Genomic DNA, 16,957 nt, shown 5'->3' on the forward strand with positions numbered 1-16,957 from the left:
AGTTACTTCCTTAAGAATGTGAAGGTTAAAAAACAACATCGTTAGGAAATTACCAACTATGTTTATAATTTAACCGTTGAGTTGCATAGATCTATGATGGTATGGCTCCAAACCTAAATTCACGCTATATGAAAGTACTCCTTACTCGCCTTGCATTCATTTTATTCTTTCTATTTTCTAATTTCAGTTATGGTCAGCATTGGACAGGTAACGTAGATTCTGTTTGGAATAATGCTGCAAATTGGTCGGCATGGCCACTTACAGGACAAGATATTGTAATAGATCCAGCTAATTATACAGGAGTGGCAGCTTCGCCCTTTCTGGATAGTATTCCTCTGTTCGTGCCGAATTCTATTCACGTACTCAATGGTGCGTTATTGACCATAGAAACCAATTTAATGGTAAATGAAAATATAATTTGTTCAGATTCTGGTAGTTTCATCCAAATGAATTCAGGGGTTTTAACCCTTCAAGATTCTGCAGGTACTTTACAATTTCTCAATGAAGCAAGCGCAGATTTTGATTTCAATAGTTTGATTTTTTATGGGAATATATTTGTAGACCAAGGAGCAACAGTCAGTTTTGATGGTAATGCAACGAACATAGATAGTTTGAGCGTTACAAATGGAGGTCAACTTTTAGTGGAGTCCGGAAACTTCTTTCTGGATTATTTAAAGGTAGAAAACGGGTTGTCAACCCAAAACTCTGGAATTACCGTAAATAATGCACATTTTTATGTAGAAGGAACAACGACTTATGAAGTGTCTACAGGAAATTATTCACCCTTTTTTAAAACTACAGGCTACGGGGCTTATGTAGTTTTTATGGATACTTTTCAGGTGGAAGGTTCAGGAAATTACACGGGTACAGTTGACATAGATTTTATTGAAGGAATTGGTGATTTTTACAATGCAATCCTTAATACATCTCCCAATGATGTGTATTTCAATTTGAATATTGCTGAAACACATTTGTCGTCTTACTTTAAAAATATTTTCTTAAAACTAGATCATCCCCAAGACAGTATACAGGCAAAGGGTAATGAGGTGATTTTTTTCAACCATTTGAATCCCAATAATGAACTTTCTATTATAGAGAATGAGGGGTACATGAACATTAGCAGTACTGAATTATGGTTTCAAAATGGAGCACATATTTCAGGAAATGGAGCTTTTCAATTTCATAATTTGAGGGTAGATGTAGATACGTCTATTCAACAAAATACACAACAGCCCTTGTATGTTAGTGGCAATTTAAAAATGAAGAACGGTTTGGGCTTAAGTAGTCAGGGTATAGTTCTCAACGGTACGAATGATCAAAGTTTAAAAGTGGGTTATTTTGGTTCAATTCAAGATACTTTGGCGATGACTTACCTAAGTATAGATAAACCAAGTGGTGAGGTAATCCCTCTAGTGAATTTGAAAATAACTGATACCCTAAGGCTCCTTCAGGGTAGTATTGATTTAAGTGATTCTTTGAGCTTTATTTTCGGTGATCAAGCCAATTTTACGGGAGGAAATTCATTGTCTTACTTGCAAGGGAAGGTTGTTAAAATGAATACCTTGGATTTTACATTTCCTTTAGGAAATGCGGGTATTTACGCACCTATCAGACTTCTTTCCTCAAATTCAAACCAGAATTACAGTGCCAATTACTTTAGAAATAACCCGGGAAATTTGACCAATTTTTCATCTCCTACTGTAGCTGTAAGCAGTTTAGATTATTGGGAGGTAAATTGTTTAAACGGAACAAATGAAGTGCAAGTAGGTTTAAATTGGGAGGATGCAGCACAACATGCTTTGGGTACTTGTTCTGGCTTAACTTTATTGGGCTTGGATGGTAGCAATTGGCTGAATAATACAGCTACAGTAAACGGAAGTTGTACAGGAAACAATGCAGGTGAATTACTTTCTACAAGCACTAATTTGAATTACCAGCGCTATACTTTAGGTTTGGGGTATCAACCCATTCAAGAAGAGTTGGCGATTTGTGTTGGTGATAGTATAATGGTGGGGGGAATTTACTATTCAAATCCGCAAAGTGCCTTAGAAACTTACACAGATATTAATGGAAATGATAGCATTGTGATGTATGAACTCAAGCTCCGACCTCATTTTTTTAGTACGAAATTCGATACGATATGTAACAATGAAGTATATCAGGTGGGGAATAATAGCTACATGAATATGGAGGGTATTTTTACAGATACCCTACAGTCTATATTTGGTTGTGATAGCATCGTTGAGTCTCATATTGTTTGGAATGCTATAGAAATAGAAGCCTTTCAAAATCAAAATTACATGGATGGTACGATCAATTTTGTGCATTCAGACACCTTTGACTACACCTATCAATGGCTAGATTGTGAAAACAGTTTAACGGATATTCAAGGAGCAACCAATTCTTATTTTATACCCGATACAAGTGGTGTTTATGCCGTGAGTGTAGAATTAGAAGGTTGCTATGACACGAGTGCTTGTGTAGTGTACACGCGAGATTACTCAGGTGTAGAAGAACAAAAATGGCGTGAGATTGAGGTTTATCCGAATCCAAATAATGGACATTTTACTTGTGAATTAAAAAACACCTATGACCATGCGCGTATAGAAATTGTAGATATGAGAGGTAGGGTAGTAGTGCAGAAAGATGTTTCTAACGTATCTACTGTGCATCTCAATTTAGTACTGAATCCAGGAAGCTACATTTTAAAATTCACAACGAATTTAGGAACCCGAGAAGAGCGTTTGATTATATACTAGGTTTTTCAAAAAATTATAAGCTAAGCTCGTCTTTGGAGGGCTGTTTTTAATTGTAGGAAATTTAGGGGTAAAAGTTATTCCTTGTGAAGTAAAAGTCGAACTGAATTCGTACTTTTAAAAGCATGAAAACCTTACTTAAAATCATTTTTATTTCTTGCATTACGGGCAGCGTATTTGCGCTAATTTATCACAGAGAGGCCATAGGTGAAATGGCTGTATTTAAGAACCACGAAGTAGGCGATACTTTGGATGTGCACCGAGGGGTAGTGGTTTATTACAACGGCTCTACGGGAAATGTTTCGGGTAGAAATACAACGCCAGACGGCTACAACTTGGGCTTAAAATATCAATGTGTAGAGTTTGTTAAACGCTACTATTATGAAGTTTACAACCATAAAATGCCCAATTCTTACGGTCACGCCAAAGATTTCTTCAATAAAAGTTTAAATGATGCTAGCTTGAATTTAGATAGAAATTTGATTCAATACAATCATCCTTCAGTTCATCCTCCAAAAGAGGGTGACTTGGTTGTTTTTGACGGATCTATTTTTAATTCTTTCGGACACGTAGCTATCATTTCTAAAGTAGAAGAGGATGAGCTAGAATTAGTCCAACAAAATACCGGTAAACAAAGTCGCGTTAACTACAAGATCTCAAAAGAAGAAGATGCCTATAAGATTCATGCTACTGGAATATTGGGGTATTTGCGTCGGAAATAGTACTAGAAAAATATTTTTAGTTGAATATTAATTCCTTCCTTACGCTTATTGATTGTATAGCGTAGGGAAGCTTATACCGACTAATTTCGTTTAGTCTAACTGCAAATTCTGAATACCAACAGGGTTTGACAGAAACAACTAAACATGAAAAACCTTTTATTGGTTCTCCTTTTTATGGGGGGAATACAGTCTGTACTTTGGTCACAATGTACCGTCGTTTCCAACAATGGAGCTTATTCCTTGAATATATATTTAAACCCAGTGCAAATAGTACCGCAACAAAGTGGGTGTCCAAATGGCTATAACTTTAAAGTAATTATCGACTATGTGATTTCTGCCTCACAAGGATATACGCAGGGTGATATACTGGCTTTGGATGGTGAATTATATTGTTATGGAGGAACGGGCGCCGGTGTCTTTCCTTTACCACTAGACACGGCAAGTGGACAAGTTTATACAACTATCTTTTCTACCAACTCAACAAACTGTGCTTCAGATACGCCTACTGATTTGTTGTGTGATGGTTTTTTCCTTCACATAAATGCAAAGCAAGTGAGTTCACAATACTTGTTCTGTATACCTGCCGTTCCTTTAAGTACAAGCTTACTGAGTGCAGAGCTTACCCAGAACAATGAAGATCTGAATTTTGAATGGATCACCGCTACAGAGTCGAATACGGCTACTTATTTAGTAGAGCATTTGTTTGATGAAGAAGATTGGCAAGTGTTAGAAAACATTCCTGCCCAGGGTTATTCTGAAGTTAAAACCTATTACCAGAGTCAATTGAAAAATGCTCAAGTTGGAAATCACTATTTTAAATTATCGGAAATAGATTTAAATGGGGATACCACTTTTTTAAAATTGATGAGCTTTACCAAAAGCGCTCCATCTGATATTCAAGTTTACCCCAATCCTTCTTCAAGTGGAAATTTTACACTTAGTGCCTCTAATTTGATCCCAAATTCCTTCATTTTATGCAATGCTCAAGGAAATTTGGTGTCGGACGAAAAATTTATTTTGATTCACGAAGGCAATCAAATGAAGATTCAACTAAATAATCTTCAGAAGGGAGTCTATTATTTAAAGGATGAAAAGGGGAGTTGTTATCGCTTAATCTACGCCTAGTTTATTTCTTTTTTGTATACTCTTACTTGCATAAAGGAGTGGTTTTGAATGTTTAAATTAGTTGAATTAACTATCTAGTTTATAGTGTTTTAGGTTTTAGTTTTGAACTAAATATTTTTTTTATTCAAAAGCTTTTGTCGTAAATTGTTGTTCTAAACCTTTTTTACAACTTTACTATGAGACGCTTAATACTTCTCTTAAGCCTCCCTATGCTTCTATGCTCCAAGAATTTGGGCGCGCAGTGTTGGGTTGAGGCGAGCAATCACACCTACATGGTTTTTTTCGATTTCACGATTTTACAAGTGAATCCTGTGCAAGCAAGTTGTACCACGGGCTACGATTTTACCGTGGATATACAATACGCCATCACCTCTTCTGGAAATTACAAGGCAGGAAATATACACAGTATAGATACGGAGTTAAATTGTTACGGCGCGATAGCCCCAAATAACACTTCTTTTCCCTTACCTACAGACACGGCATCAGGTTTAACCGTTACTAGTTCCCTTAGCACCAATTCTACCAATTGTGCCTCAGATACACCAGTAAGTTTGCTGTGCAACCAAGTAATCATTACTGCCATAGGAAAAATGTTCGCTACCTATGATCAAATTTGTTTGCCCGGTTTTGCTCTTTTCACGGAATTATATAGTACCGATATTCGGTCAACTGAAATGGGAGATATAACCTTTGAATGGACTACTGCTGTTGAAAGAGATACCAAATCCTATCTGGTAGAACACCTTTACGAGGGCGATGAGTTTGAATTGTTAGAAGAGGTTCAAGCGCAGGGAAACTCAGAAGTCAAAACCGATTATGCCGTAACTCTGCCATTAGCAAAAAGTGGAGTGCATTACTTTAAATTGATGGAGGTGGATTTAAATGGTGATACCACCTTTTTAAAGTTGATGTCCTACAAACTCAAAGAAAAAGATGAAGTAGTGTTGTTTCCCAATCCATCTGTGGATGGTAAATTCATTTTAGAGGGGAAAGCTGTAGAACAACAGAATTACAAGGTATTCAATGCTCAAGGACAAATTATTTCACCTGATAAATACCTCCAGTCCATGGGAGAAAATCGCGTGATTTTTGATCTAAGTAACCTTCCGAAAGGGGTTTACCATCTTAGGAGTTCAGAAATGAAAGATTATAGTTTGGTGGTGGTATAGTTAATTTACAATTAATAGAGCTCAAATTTAGAAAGCTTTCAAGACTTTATTTTATTTTTAAACCAAAGCATTGAAGATGTACGAAAATTTGGTTTTTAAAGGAGGTGGTGTCCTTGGAATGGCCTATGCAGGGGCTATTGATGTTTTGGAAGAGAAAGGACTTTTGAGTAACATTCAACGTGTTGCAGGTACATCCGCTGGAGCCTTAACTGCATTGAGTTTATGCTTGGGGTACACGGCGAATGACCTAAAGGAATTAATGGCCCAAACCAATTTTAAAAAATTTCAGAAAGAGACCAACTACCTGAAAATTACACATGATTATGGGTTGTATAAGGGGAATTTTTTGTTGACCTGGATCAAAGAAATCATTGCAGCAAAGGATAAAGACCCAGAAATGACTTTTAAAGATCTTAACGCCTGCGATTGTTGGGATTTAAAGGTTTTTGCCTGTAATCTAAATACTACCGGACTCCAAGAGTTTTCCTTTGAACAAACTCCGCATATTAAAATTGCAGAAGCAATCAGAGCCTCTATGTCCATTCCCTTTTTTTTCAATGCTTGGCAGTTCCCAAATGGAGACATGAATAAACACATTTTCATCGATGGTGGAGTGTTGTATAATTATCCCATATCAGCCTTTGACAATTTGGATAAAACTCTTGGATTGTATATCAATACCGAAGATAAGGATGAAGACTTGGGCTTTGATCAGATAGGGAGTTACATTAAACGTTTGTTTAAGGCCGTCTTAAAGGGGCAAGACATGGATATGTTTAAATCAGATGAAGTAAGAAAGCGCACAATTTTCTTAGATAATTTGCACATTTCATCTACGCATTTCGATATCACTAAAGAAGAGCAGGAAAGTTTGTTTAACAAAGCGAAAGAACTTACAGAGAATTTCTGCAGTAAGCTTTAAGATAGTGAGGTAAAACTGGGTTTAAGCAGCGCATATATTTATTTTTCCTCCCCGGTATTTGGAATTTCTTTTTGGTGTAATTTTGCGCACCTTATTTATTGAATTGAAAGCATACTCAGACGAGGTCTACCTTCAGTGGTTTGACGAATTGGCACAAAAGGATTTTGTGGTAATTGATGATTATTTAAGCGAAGAAATCTTTGCTAAAGTTTTTGATTTTTTTCAAGTGAAACGTGATGATGACGCCCTTGCAAAAGCAGGGATAGGAACGTTAGGAGATCACACGATAGCCAAAGAAATTAGAGGAGATTATGTGTATTGGATAGACAAAAATACCGATACAGAATTGGATGCACTTCACGTTCAAATGGACGATTTAGTGGCCAAAGTTAATCGCTACCTGTTCTTAAGTATTTCAGATTTTGAATACCACTTGGCTTTTTACCCCAAAGGAACTTATTATCAAAAGCATTTAGACCAGTTTAAGGGTAGAAATAACCGACAACTTTCTTACGTTTTGTACCTCAACAAAGATTGGCAACAAGGCGATGGTGGAGAATTGAGAATTTTTAGAGAGGAAGGAGATTTAGACATTGCTCCGAAGGCAAATCGTTTGGTACTTTTTAAAAGTGGAGTAGTAGAACACGAAGTGCTTACCACAGAAACAGGTAGGATGAGTTTAACCGGTTGGATGTTGAATAACCCCGTTGGTTTAGGATTCTTGTAGTGGAGCATAATTTCACCAAAAAATGATAATTATCCTTCCATTTTTCAACTGAGAAATGGAGGAAAGATTAATTTTGTCGGCAGGTATGAGAATATTTGCCGGCATAGTAATCCTTATTTACGTTTTCTCTTTGAGTAAGCCCGTGCAAACCATCCTTCATTTTACGCAAAATCAAGAACAAATTGCCGAAGAACTTTGTGAGAACAAAGACCAAGAAGAATTAGAGTGTAACGGTAAGTGTTATTTGATGAAAGAGTTGGCCAACGAAGTTAACGATGATCAAGCCTTAAACTCCGAGGAGAATTCCAAACCCTCAAAGAAAGATTCAAAATCTCAGTTCAAACAAAAAGACTACGAACGTTTAAACAATCCTGTAGATTTACCAATTTACTTTTTAGAGAAGGACGAAAAGAATTTTATTCCCTACAGCTATCATTTAGCTACGTTTACTGGAGATATCACCGTTCCACCTCCCCAAGTTTTGTACATATAAGTTAAAAATCATGCTAGAAATTGCTTTGCGAAGAAACCCATCGCAGGCGTGCGCCTATGCGCAAAATTTAATGTACAAAACAATGAAAAAAATTATAGGAATGTTCGCTATAGCAGTGTTTGCTGTGGCGTGTAAGAAAGAAGATATTCAACAAAATCAAAACGAATACAAAGGTGAAATCTTGGTGAATTTTGATTTGAAAGCGGGAAGTTCTCCGCTTGCGTTAAGAGCAGCTGGGGATACTGTAAATTATGATTACAATACATCAAATAACCAGGCTTTTAACGTCTCAAATTTTGGTTTTTATGTAAGTGCTTTCACGCTAAGTGGACCTAACGGTGAGAGCTATACCCAAGAAATGAAAGCTACGGCTGAATCGGCTAAAGGGTATTATAAAGTGGAAGCGAGTAATCCATCATCTAGTTTTATTAACCTTGATAATATTCCAGAAGGAAGTTACGATCAAGTGAGCTTCACCATAGGTGTAGGTGAAGAAGGAGTGCAATCTGGAGCTTCTGGTGGTGTTTTGGATCCTGCCAATGGAGCATGGTTCTGGAATTGGAATGCAGGTTACATAGCCATGAAAGTAGAAGGCAGTGCTGCCGATTCTCCGCAAGAATTTGTTGACCAAGGAAACGGATCAAGTATCCCTGCAAAACGCATGGAATTTCATGTAGGTGGTTGGAAAGATGTGGAAGGAAGTATGTTTGTGAACAACCTGAAAACCTTAACCTTAGATTTTGGTTCACCTATTTTAATCGGTGAGAAATATGCTCCCGAAGCACACGTAGTGGTTGATGTATTGCCTTTCTTCAATGCTTCAAACAACGATTTTACAACTTCTTATTCTGTACATTCTCCTATGGCGGGGGCTCCTTTTGCAGCTACTTTCCAAAGTATGTTTGTCATGGATCACGTACACCAATAAGATGAAAAGGACATATAAATTGAGCTACGCGTGCATGACATGCGTAGTTCTTGTTTTGCTTTCTTGTAGTAAGAATCGTGGTGAAATTCAGTCTTTTGCTTTCGTAAAACCTGAGCATTTCCCAAATACTACCTATGATTTTTCTAAGAATGAAATCACCGAAGAAGGATTTTTATTGGGGAGAAAGTTATTCTATGATCCATTACTTTCTCTAGATGGTAGTGTGGCTTGTGCGAATTGTCACCAGCAAGGAACTGCCTTTGCAGACGGACAACAGCATCCTTTTTCCATAGGGGTAGACAATGAAGTGGGAATCAGAAATGCTCCAATGTTAACCAATTTGGCCTTTTTCAAAGAGTTCTTTTGGGATGGAGGAGTAACGCATTTGGACTTTGTACCCATCAATGCCATTGAGTCTGAGATAGAAATGAAAGAATCCTTAAGTAATGTGGTGAGTAAACTCAATGCAAACGCTGAGTATCTACTTGCATTTAAAAAGGCCTTTGATGTGGATAGTATAAGTTCTCCTTATCTCTTAAAAGCTTTGAGTCAGTTTACTTTGATGATGGTAAGTGCAAGTAGTCCTTACGACAAATGGTTGAATCATAGTGGCGAGTTAACGCAACAAGAACAAGAAGGTTTGAACTTGTTTCAGAGTAAATGTGCTACTTGTCATACAGGTGTTTTGTTTACTAACCACGAATATAGAAACATAGGGTTGGACAGCATCTATCCCGATAAAGGCAGAGCCCTGATTTCAGAAAATCCTTTGGACGACGGCAAGTTTCGCGTACCGAGTTTGCGCAACGTGGCTTTAACAGCACCTTACATGCATAACGCCAGATTTTGGAGTTTAAAAGAGGTGTTGGACCATTATGACACAGGTGTTTTGGAGGTTGAAAATTTAGCGCCAGAACTTAGAAACGAGCCTCAAATTGGAATTCCGCTCTCAGAGGTGGAGAAGGAAGCAATTATTTCATTTTTAAAAACTTTAAGTGATGTTGACTTTATACAAGATCAAAAATTTGTGGAGTACAATTAGCCTCTTAGCCTTACTACTTATCACTCCCGATGCAAAAGCCTGTGATGTTTGTGGATGTGCAGTAGGAGGGATGAGCATGGGCTTGGGGATGGAAACGACCAATAACTACTTCGGTTTGCGCTATTCACATGTACAGTTCAATGCGCAAATCAACTACAACAGTCAATATTTGGAAGATATATATTCGAACGATAGCTATCACAGAATGGAGCTCACTTCCAAATATCATTTTACTCCGAAAATCTATGGAATGGCCATTTTACCTGTGGTGTACAATACCATGCGAGGGAATACAGAAAATATAGCGCATGCTAGTTTAGGAGACGCTTCCTTAGGGTTAGCGTACCGACTAATTTCTCCTCCCATGGATACAACAAAAATTCGAGGTCATCTTTTAGATATTGGAGCGAATATTAGTTTGCCAACAGGCGCTTATCAACTGGAACATGAAGGTGAAATCGTCAACAGAAATTTTCAAGCCGGAAAAGGTAGTTTTGCTTATTCCGCGGTAGTGAAATATATGTTTATGTTTAAAAAATGGCGCTATACAACGGATTTATCTTATGGATGGAATACTGTAAATAAAGATGATTATCACTTTGGTAATCAGTTGAATGTGTTTGCTTCTTTCGGTCGGTTGTTTAACTGGGGAAATACAACGATTTATCCTTCTTTAGGTGCGTACTTTGAACACGGAGAGCAGCATACAGAAGACGGTAAAATTGTTTTTAATACAGGAGGAAATGCTGTTTTAGCAGATATTGGCGTGGCCGTTAAAACCTCAAAACTGACCTATTGGATGAAGTTTCTTCCAGTGATTCATCAATCTTACAATGTAGATGCATTGAGTACTATTCGTGGAGGAAAGCGATTGAATTTGGGAATTAGGTATAGGTTTTAATTGTAATTCCATGACATTCATTGAACTAAAAGAAATGGAGAAAGGCTTACTATTACCTACAAATCTCTATATTTGTTCACCGCGAGAATGAAATTATTTACTAACATATTGAAGAGTAGTGGACTACGGTTTTTAATCGTATTGGTCGCTGCTCTTTTTTTTGTTGATTATTCTCATGCAGCGCATACTTCAACGCTCTCTTCTGAAATTCTAAGTGTTTCAAACAATGAGGATGATACCCATAAAATGGAATACATCAACATTGAAGAGCAGGAAGAAGAAAACGAAGAACATGTGAATGCTGATGATTTTCATGAAGGAATAGCTACGCATGCCTTTGTTCAATATCCCAGTTTAGTCCTTGGAAAAGGGATGCGTGTATCACATTCGAATAGGGTGTTTGCTGTACTTTTCATTAAGCATGTCTGTTTAAAAATTCCCTAGTTGAATTTTTAAGATCAACACGCTATCCACCCTCCTCATTTTTATTCATTTTACTTTGCGTTGAAAAAACACATCTTACATACGGTTATCGTGGTATTTTCCATCGTTTTACTCTTTCCTTTTATAGGATTGAGGGTGATGTATGGTGTGCAAAAGAAAGCGGTAAGACACGAGGTAAGATCCATGATCAAAGCCGGTGCTGCAGAGGATGAATTAGTGAATTTCACATTTGCTCTAAAAGATACTGCTCACATCATGGAGTGGAAACACGCGCGTGAATTCAAGTATCAAGAGATGATGTATGATATCGTACATCGCGTTTATGAGGGCGACAGTGTGCTTTACAAATGTTGGAAAGATACCAAAGAAACGGTATTGAGTCAGCGCTATACGGCATGGTTTCAGGCTGCATTGAATCAAAATAGTCCGCTACAAAAATCGAAAACCCATGTCTTGTGTACAGCAGATAAATGGAACAATTCCTTTCCTGTATATGTAATCACTGAGCATTTTCCTGTTGATAGGGAATGGACGAATTCCTACTTCATTAACTATACTTCTCGCTTTGGAGAAGTCCATTCACCGCCCCCACAATTCCTTGCCTTTATTTAAGCATTAAGCACTTCAGTTTTGTTGAAGTGCACATTAATAACATGAGGTATAATTCCCTTGCATTCTAGGGATAAAAGGAAACTAATGAATAAATTTTTCACATTATTTGTTCTAATGGCATCGTTGTATGCTGTTGGACAGGATTCTCTGCGTGGAATCATTATAGACAACTACACGCAAACACCAATTAACGAAGCAATTGTAAGTAACGGTATAAAAACTGTCATCACCCAAGCGGATGGACGCTTTGCTTTTGCCTGTACAGAAAAAACAAACATCATCGTAACACATGAAAACTATGTTAGCTGGAAGGCTATGGGAATCACGTGTACAGATGACCTAGTAATACGTATGAACTCAACCGCTTTAAACCTCAGTACTTTTGAAGTGAAGGGGGAAAAGATGGTCAACCAAACGGATGCCTCAACGGCGCAATCTGTTAACGTACTTTCTGAAAAGGACTTGAAGCGTACAACAGGTTTATTCTTGGAAGAGGCAGTGAACTTGCAAACCGGAGTTCGTATGGAAAAGCGTACCATGAGTGGTGGACAACGTTTTACCATTCGTGGGTATGGGAACAACACCAACTTCAACGGAATGGGGTACAAGGCGTACTTAAACGGTATTCCCTTAACAGATGCAAACGGTACCACAATTTTAGATGACATCGATTTTTCTACCTTGGGTAAAGTTGAGATCATCAAAGGGCCAGCCTCTAGTTTGTACGGAACAGGTATAGGGGGTGTAGTTAATATGTATACTGCAAAACCGAAACAATATGGAACTTCTTTGGAGGAAAATGTAATTGCAGGTAGCTACGGATTAATGCGTTCGACTACTTCATTAAAAAGCAATACAGCAAGTTCTAATGTTGCGCTAAATTATGGAGTTCAAAATTACGATGGCTATAGAGTTCATTCGGCTTCTCAAAAAAGATACTTATCGTTTATCGGTGATTTTAACGTAAGCGAAAAGCAAAGTTTATCAACCTATTTCGCTTACAATAATTCTTACGAGGAGTTGGCCGGACAACTAGACAGTGCTCAATTCTTTGGTCGACAAAACATAGGTGAAGATAAATACCTAAACAACGACGGTCATGTTGAAGTGGAGAGCTACAGAGCAGGTTTGACCCACAACTACACCTTTAACAAATACCTCTCTAACCAAACTACGGCCTTCTTGTCCAGTAGTACGTTGAGTCAAGCGTATGCCGTAGGTTTATCGGATAACATTTCACAAAATGTAGGTGGTCGTTCTGTATTCACGTTGTTCTTCCCGCTAGGTAAGAAGTATGAATTAACAGGTAATCTTGGAGCTGAAGTTCAGCAATCAAAAGGGAACTACAAATCTTTTGGTTTAAGCAATGCTGTGCTAGGAGATTTAAGAGCGAATAACGACATCACTGCTTTCCAAGGAAACTATTTTATGGAGTGGAATTTGACCATGCCACATCGTTTTAGATTAAGTGCGGGAGTGAGTGCCAATCAAATTAACTACACGGTGTGGGATAGAATGGCAACGTCAGGAAATGCCAATCATTTAGATGGTTCAGGATCGCACAAGTTCAACACGGTTGTTACACCCCGCATTGCTTTGGAAAAAGAGTTGGGTAAACATCAAATGGTGTTTGTGAATGTAGCACAAGGATATTCGCCTCCAACAACATCAGAATTTGTAATTGCTTACACGGGAGAAATCAACAAAGCTTTGAAACCAGAAATGGCCACACAGTTTGAGGTGGGAACACGTGGAAGTGCATTGAAAAATAAATTGTCGTGGCAAGTGGCTTTGTTTGACATCAACATCAAAGATAAAATCACTTCTAAAGCAGTAGTAGATACTTCTGGAACTGTACTTTATTCCTACGGTGTAAATGCAGGAGATCAAAGAAATTTAGGTGCTGAAATCGCCCTTTCTTATGTGATTATTAAGGATGAAAAGAAAACGCTTTCATTGTTGCGTCCGTTTGCCAACTTTACCTACAATGCGTTTACTTATAGCAATTTTAAGAGTGATTCTAATGATAACGCTAATACAAGAGATTACACGGGAAATACCGTAATTGGAGTTCCACCTATGGTGTTCAATGCAGGTATAGATGCGCAAACTAAATTTGGAGCATACGTCAATGTAAACTTCCAATTTGTTGATGAGATGTATGTTACTTTTGATAATGCACACAGCGCTCCAGCCTATACTTTGGTAAATGCTAAAGTAGGATATAACCAAATGTTCGGAGAGCACTTTATGGTAGATGCCTTTGTAGGTGGAAATAACCTTACGAATTCATTGTATTACAACATGGTGTTTGTGAACTGGGAAAAAGGTCCAAAACCAGCTATTTACGCTCCGGGTGCTTACCAAGCATTGTTCTACGGAGGTGTTAAATTGAAGTATACTTTTTAATCATTAAAACCTATCGGGGACCTTGGTCCCCGATTTTTTATCACATGAAAAATTTAGTTAAAATAATAGCTGCTGGTGTTTTATTGGTGGCTTGTAATGCCCAAGAGGATAGGGCGGTTGTAAGCGAATTAGGAAAGGATACACAACCCAGAATCATTAGTGCCTCTAAGCAATACACAGAGTTTATCTATGCCTTAGGAGCCGAAGAAAATTTGGTAGGTGTAGATTTGAGTAGTACTTATCCAAAAGCTGCTAGAGCATTGCCGAATATAGGGTATCATATGCACCTCGGTTTAGAAGGAATTATGTCCCTAAAACCTAGTTTGCTCTTGCACAAAGGTGGACATTTCAGCATAGGTCCAGAGCAAGTGGTTACACAACTGGAGAACTTAAATCTTCCTTTGCTATCCTTTGAAAACAAAGCCAAAGACATCCCATCTACAAAAGCTCTTTTAAGAGAAATGGGCGCTTATTTTGGGAAACAAAAGGAGGCGGATTCTTTGTGTTCTAAGCTCGATAGAGATTTGGTTGAAGCGCAAAAACAATTGGGCAAGCAAGAAGATACTGTGAAAGTTGTCGTGATTCATTTTGGTCAGGCCATGAACATATATTTGGCTGTAGGAGCTGAAAGTGTAGCTGGTAAAATGGTAGAAATGGCCGGTGGTAAAATATGCTTGGATAAAAAGGGCATGGAACGTATCACCTCTCCAGAACTCATTGCCCAAGCCAATCCAGATGTAATCTTGTTAACCGACTTTGGGTACGACAGATTAGGGAGCAAAGAAAAGGTGATGGAATTACCCGGTATTGCGGAAACGAATGCTGCCAAAAATGGAAAGATCTATAGAATTGAGGGTTATGACCTGATTTACTTTGGTCCAAGAACAGGGGAGAATGTGTTAAAACTTCACGAAATCATTCACCGCAATGACTAAGGCTGTTTGGATATTTATTTTAGGATGTGGGGTATTGCTATCCGTAATGCTTGCCGCTGTAAAATTGGGTGCCGTAGAGGTGAATACGAATGAAATTCTCCAAGCCCTTTCTAAGTTGGGGACACAAGAAAGTTTAACGACCAACGAAGCTATTTTTATGAATATCCGTTTGCCACGAGTTTTGCTCACAGCTGTGGTAGGAGCCATTCTAGCCTTAGGAGGAGTATTGTTACAAGCCTTGTTTTTAAACCCTATAGTTGAGCCAGGTTTGGTTGGAACCTCTAGTGGTGCTGCTTTTGGAGCAGCACTTTATTTTACTTTAGGGGTGAACCTACCTTTGGGCGAATTTGGTTTGCCATTCATGGCTTTTTTAGGAGGGGTACTTTCAACCGCTCTAGTGTTTTTGCTATCTCAAAATAAAAAAGGAAAATTGGCCATCGTTGCCTTGTTACTTTCTGGTTTGGCCATCAATGCCTTGTTTTTAAGTGGTGTAGGTTTTCTATCTTACTTGGCCAGAGATCCTCAAGCAAGGTCCATTACTTTTTGGAATTTAGGTACAACTTCAGGTGCAAATTGGGATAATTTAAAAGTGGTGAGTGTAGCCTTTGTAATTTGTTTGGTGATCTCTCTGCGCTATGCTAAATCTTTAAATGCCCTAATTCTAGGAGAGGATGAAGCTGTATATCTAGGTGTGAATGTAAAACGTTTAAAATTCGTTATTCTCTTTTTAAATGTGTTGATGATAGCCGTGGCAACTGCTTTTACTGGGGTGATAAGTTTTGTAGGCTTGGTGGTCCCGCATTTGGTCCGCATGTTTTTAGGTTCGGAAAATAAACGTTTGATGTGGATCAGTACTTTGGTGGGAGCGGTATTGTTATGTTTGTCCGATTTACTTTCACGCACCTTATTTGCACCTGCAGAATTACCCATAGGTATCCTTACTACACTCATAGGAGTTCCCGTTTTTATTTACCTCTTACGCAAGAATAATTATCAATTTTAGATGAAAATAGAAGGAGTAGAATTCAGTATTAAGCAACAATTAATCGCTCAAGTTGAGGATGCTTACCTCGAAAAAGGAAAGATACATTTTGTGGTGGGTAAAAATGGAGCGGGTAAAACATCACTACTTAAAATATTAAGTGGTTTAGAACCCAATTACAAAGGTGAAGTTTCTTTTTTAGGAAGGGGTTTAAGAGATTGGAAAATGGAGGAATTAGCCCAAAGAAGAGCGGTGTTATCACAGTCTAATTTCAATGCTTTTCCTATTAAAGTGGAAGAATTAGTAATGATGGGCCGCTATCCTTTTTTTCAACAAAATGCCACGCAAAAAGATAAAGAAATTGTAGCGAAAGCCCTTGCGCTCTTTGAATTGCAAAAGTTTGTGGGAAGAGATTTCTTGAGTTTGAGCGGTGGTGAAAGACAGCGTGTTTTGTTTGCAAAATGCATTGCTCAAATTTGGGGAAAAGAAGGGCACAGGAAGTACTTGTTCTTAGATGAACCTTTAACTTACTTGGATGTAGAGTATCAAGTGCAGTTTTTACAATTGCTTCGCGATTTAATAGAACGATTTAACCTCACTATAGTGGGGGTAATTCATGATATCAATTTGGCCATTAATTATGGTGACAATTTTTTATTGATGCATGCAGGTAAATGTGTGGAACAGGGGGATGGAAGTAGAGTTTTAAGCAGGGAAAATATGCAGAAGTACTTCAAGGTTGAGCCTCACGTGCTTGAACACCAGGGTAGGGACTTCTTTGTGTTTTAGA

16 protein-coding genes are annotated in these 16,957 nt (G+C 38.0%); all 16 read left to right on the forward strand.

Annotated elements, in window-relative coordinates; genetic code table 11:
• Positions 1-128: 128 nt before the first annotated feature.
• The 16 genes from BM327_RS01405 (at position 129) to BM327_RS01480 (ending at position 16,956) form a co-directional block, all read left to right on the forward strand.
• Complete coding sequence (locus BM327_RS01405) at positions 129-2,759, forward strand: T9SS type A sorting domain-containing protein (protein WP_170853635.1); 2,631 nt, start codon at positions 129-131, stop codon at positions 2,757-2,759.
• A 122-nt stretch (positions 2,760-2,881) separates the two neighbouring features.
• Positions 2,882-3,478, forward strand: a complete 597-nt coding sequence (locus BM327_RS01410; RefSeq protein ID WP_170853636.1) for a CHAP domain-containing protein — start codon at positions 2,882-2,884, stop codon at positions 3,476-3,478.
• A gap of 144 nt (positions 3,479-3,622) precedes the next feature.
• Positions 3,623-4,603 carry a T9SS type A sorting domain-containing protein gene (locus BM327_RS01415; protein WP_090245529.1) on the forward strand — a complete coding sequence of 327 codons (981 nt, stop codon included), beginning with the start codon at positions 3,623-3,625 and terminating at the stop codon, positions 4,601-4,603.
• A 176-nt stretch (positions 4,604-4,779) separates the two neighbouring features.
• Positions 4,780-5,772 (forward strand): T9SS type A sorting domain-containing protein, encoded by a 993-nt coding sequence (locus tag BM327_RS01420; protein WP_090245531.1) that lies wholly within the window; start codon positions 4,780-4,782, stop codon positions 5,770-5,772.
• Positions 5,773-5,848: 76 nt separating this feature from the next.
• Positions 5,849-6,694 (forward strand): patatin-like phospholipase family protein, encoded by an 846-nt coding sequence (locus BM327_RS01425; RefSeq protein ID WP_090245533.1) that lies wholly within the window; start codon positions 5,849-5,851, stop codon positions 6,692-6,694.
• A gap of 82 nt (positions 6,695-6,776) precedes the next feature.
• The gene (locus BM327_RS01430) at positions 6,777-7,421 is read left to right on the forward strand and encodes a 2OG-Fe(II) oxygenase (RefSeq protein ID WP_211664699.1); all 645 of its coding nucleotides are present in this window, start codon (positions 6,777-6,779) and stop codon (positions 7,419-7,421) included.
• Between the two features lie 55 nt (positions 7,422-7,476).
• On the forward strand, positions 7,477-7,914 hold the full coding sequence (locus tag BM327_RS01435) for a hypothetical protein (protein WP_090245535.1): 438 nt from the start codon (positions 7,477-7,479) through the stop codon (positions 7,912-7,914).
• An 82-nt stretch (positions 7,915-7,996) separates the two neighbouring features.
• Positions 7,997-8,842, forward strand: a complete 846-nt coding sequence (locus BM327_RS01440; RefSeq protein WP_139230200.1) for an MbnP family protein — start codon at positions 7,997-7,999, stop codon at positions 8,840-8,842.
• A gap of 1 nt (position 8,843) precedes the next feature.
• Complete coding sequence (locus BM327_RS01445; RefSeq protein WP_090245539.1) at positions 8,844-9,884, forward strand: cytochrome-c peroxidase; 1,041 nt, start codon at positions 8,844-8,846, stop codon at positions 9,882-9,884.
• Complete coding sequence (locus tag BM327_RS01450) at positions 9,841-10,785, forward strand: transporter family protein (protein ID WP_090245541.1); 945 nt, start codon at positions 9,841-9,843, stop codon at positions 10,783-10,785. Before BM327_RS01445 ends, BM327_RS01450 begins: the two co-directional genes overlap by 44 nt.
• Before the next feature lie 87 nt (positions 10,786-10,872).
• Positions 10,873-11,229: a hypothetical protein gene (locus BM327_RS01455; RefSeq protein ID WP_090245545.1), complete on the forward strand. Its 357-nt coding sequence runs from the start codon at positions 10,873-10,875 to the stop codon at positions 11,227-11,229.
• Positions 11,230-11,289: 60 nt separating this feature from the next.
• On the forward strand, positions 11,290-11,841 hold the full coding sequence (locus BM327_RS01460; RefSeq protein WP_139230201.1) for a hypothetical protein: 552 nt from the start codon (positions 11,290-11,292) through the stop codon (positions 11,839-11,841).
• Between the two features lie 84 nt (positions 11,842-11,925).
• Positions 11,926-14,250: a TonB-dependent receptor gene (locus BM327_RS01465; protein ID WP_090245550.1), complete on the forward strand. Its 2,325-nt coding sequence runs from the start codon at positions 11,926-11,928 to the stop codon at positions 14,248-14,250.
• Between the two features lie 44 nt (positions 14,251-14,294).
• Positions 14,295-15,185, forward strand: a complete 891-nt coding sequence (locus BM327_RS01470; protein ID WP_090245552.1) for a heme/hemin ABC transporter substrate-binding protein — start codon at positions 14,295-14,297, stop codon at positions 15,183-15,185.
• A complete protein-coding gene (locus BM327_RS01475; protein ID WP_090245554.1) occupies positions 15,178-16,188 on the forward strand; it encodes a FecCD family ABC transporter permease in 1,011 nt (336 codons plus the stop codon). Before BM327_RS01470 ends, BM327_RS01475 begins: the two co-directional genes overlap by 8 nt.
• The gene (locus BM327_RS01480; protein WP_090245556.1) at positions 16,189-16,956 is read left to right on the forward strand and encodes an ABC transporter ATP-binding protein; all 768 of its coding nucleotides are present in this window, start codon (positions 16,189-16,191) and stop codon (positions 16,954-16,956) included.
• Position 16,957: the final 1 nt, after the last annotated feature.

Origin of the sequence: Lishizhenia tianjinensis (genome assembly GCF_900116425.1) — a bacterium.
GTDB classification, from domain to species: domain Bacteria; phylum Bacteroidota; class Bacteroidia; order Flavobacteriales_D; family Crocinitomicaceae; genus Lishizhenia; species Lishizhenia tianjinensis.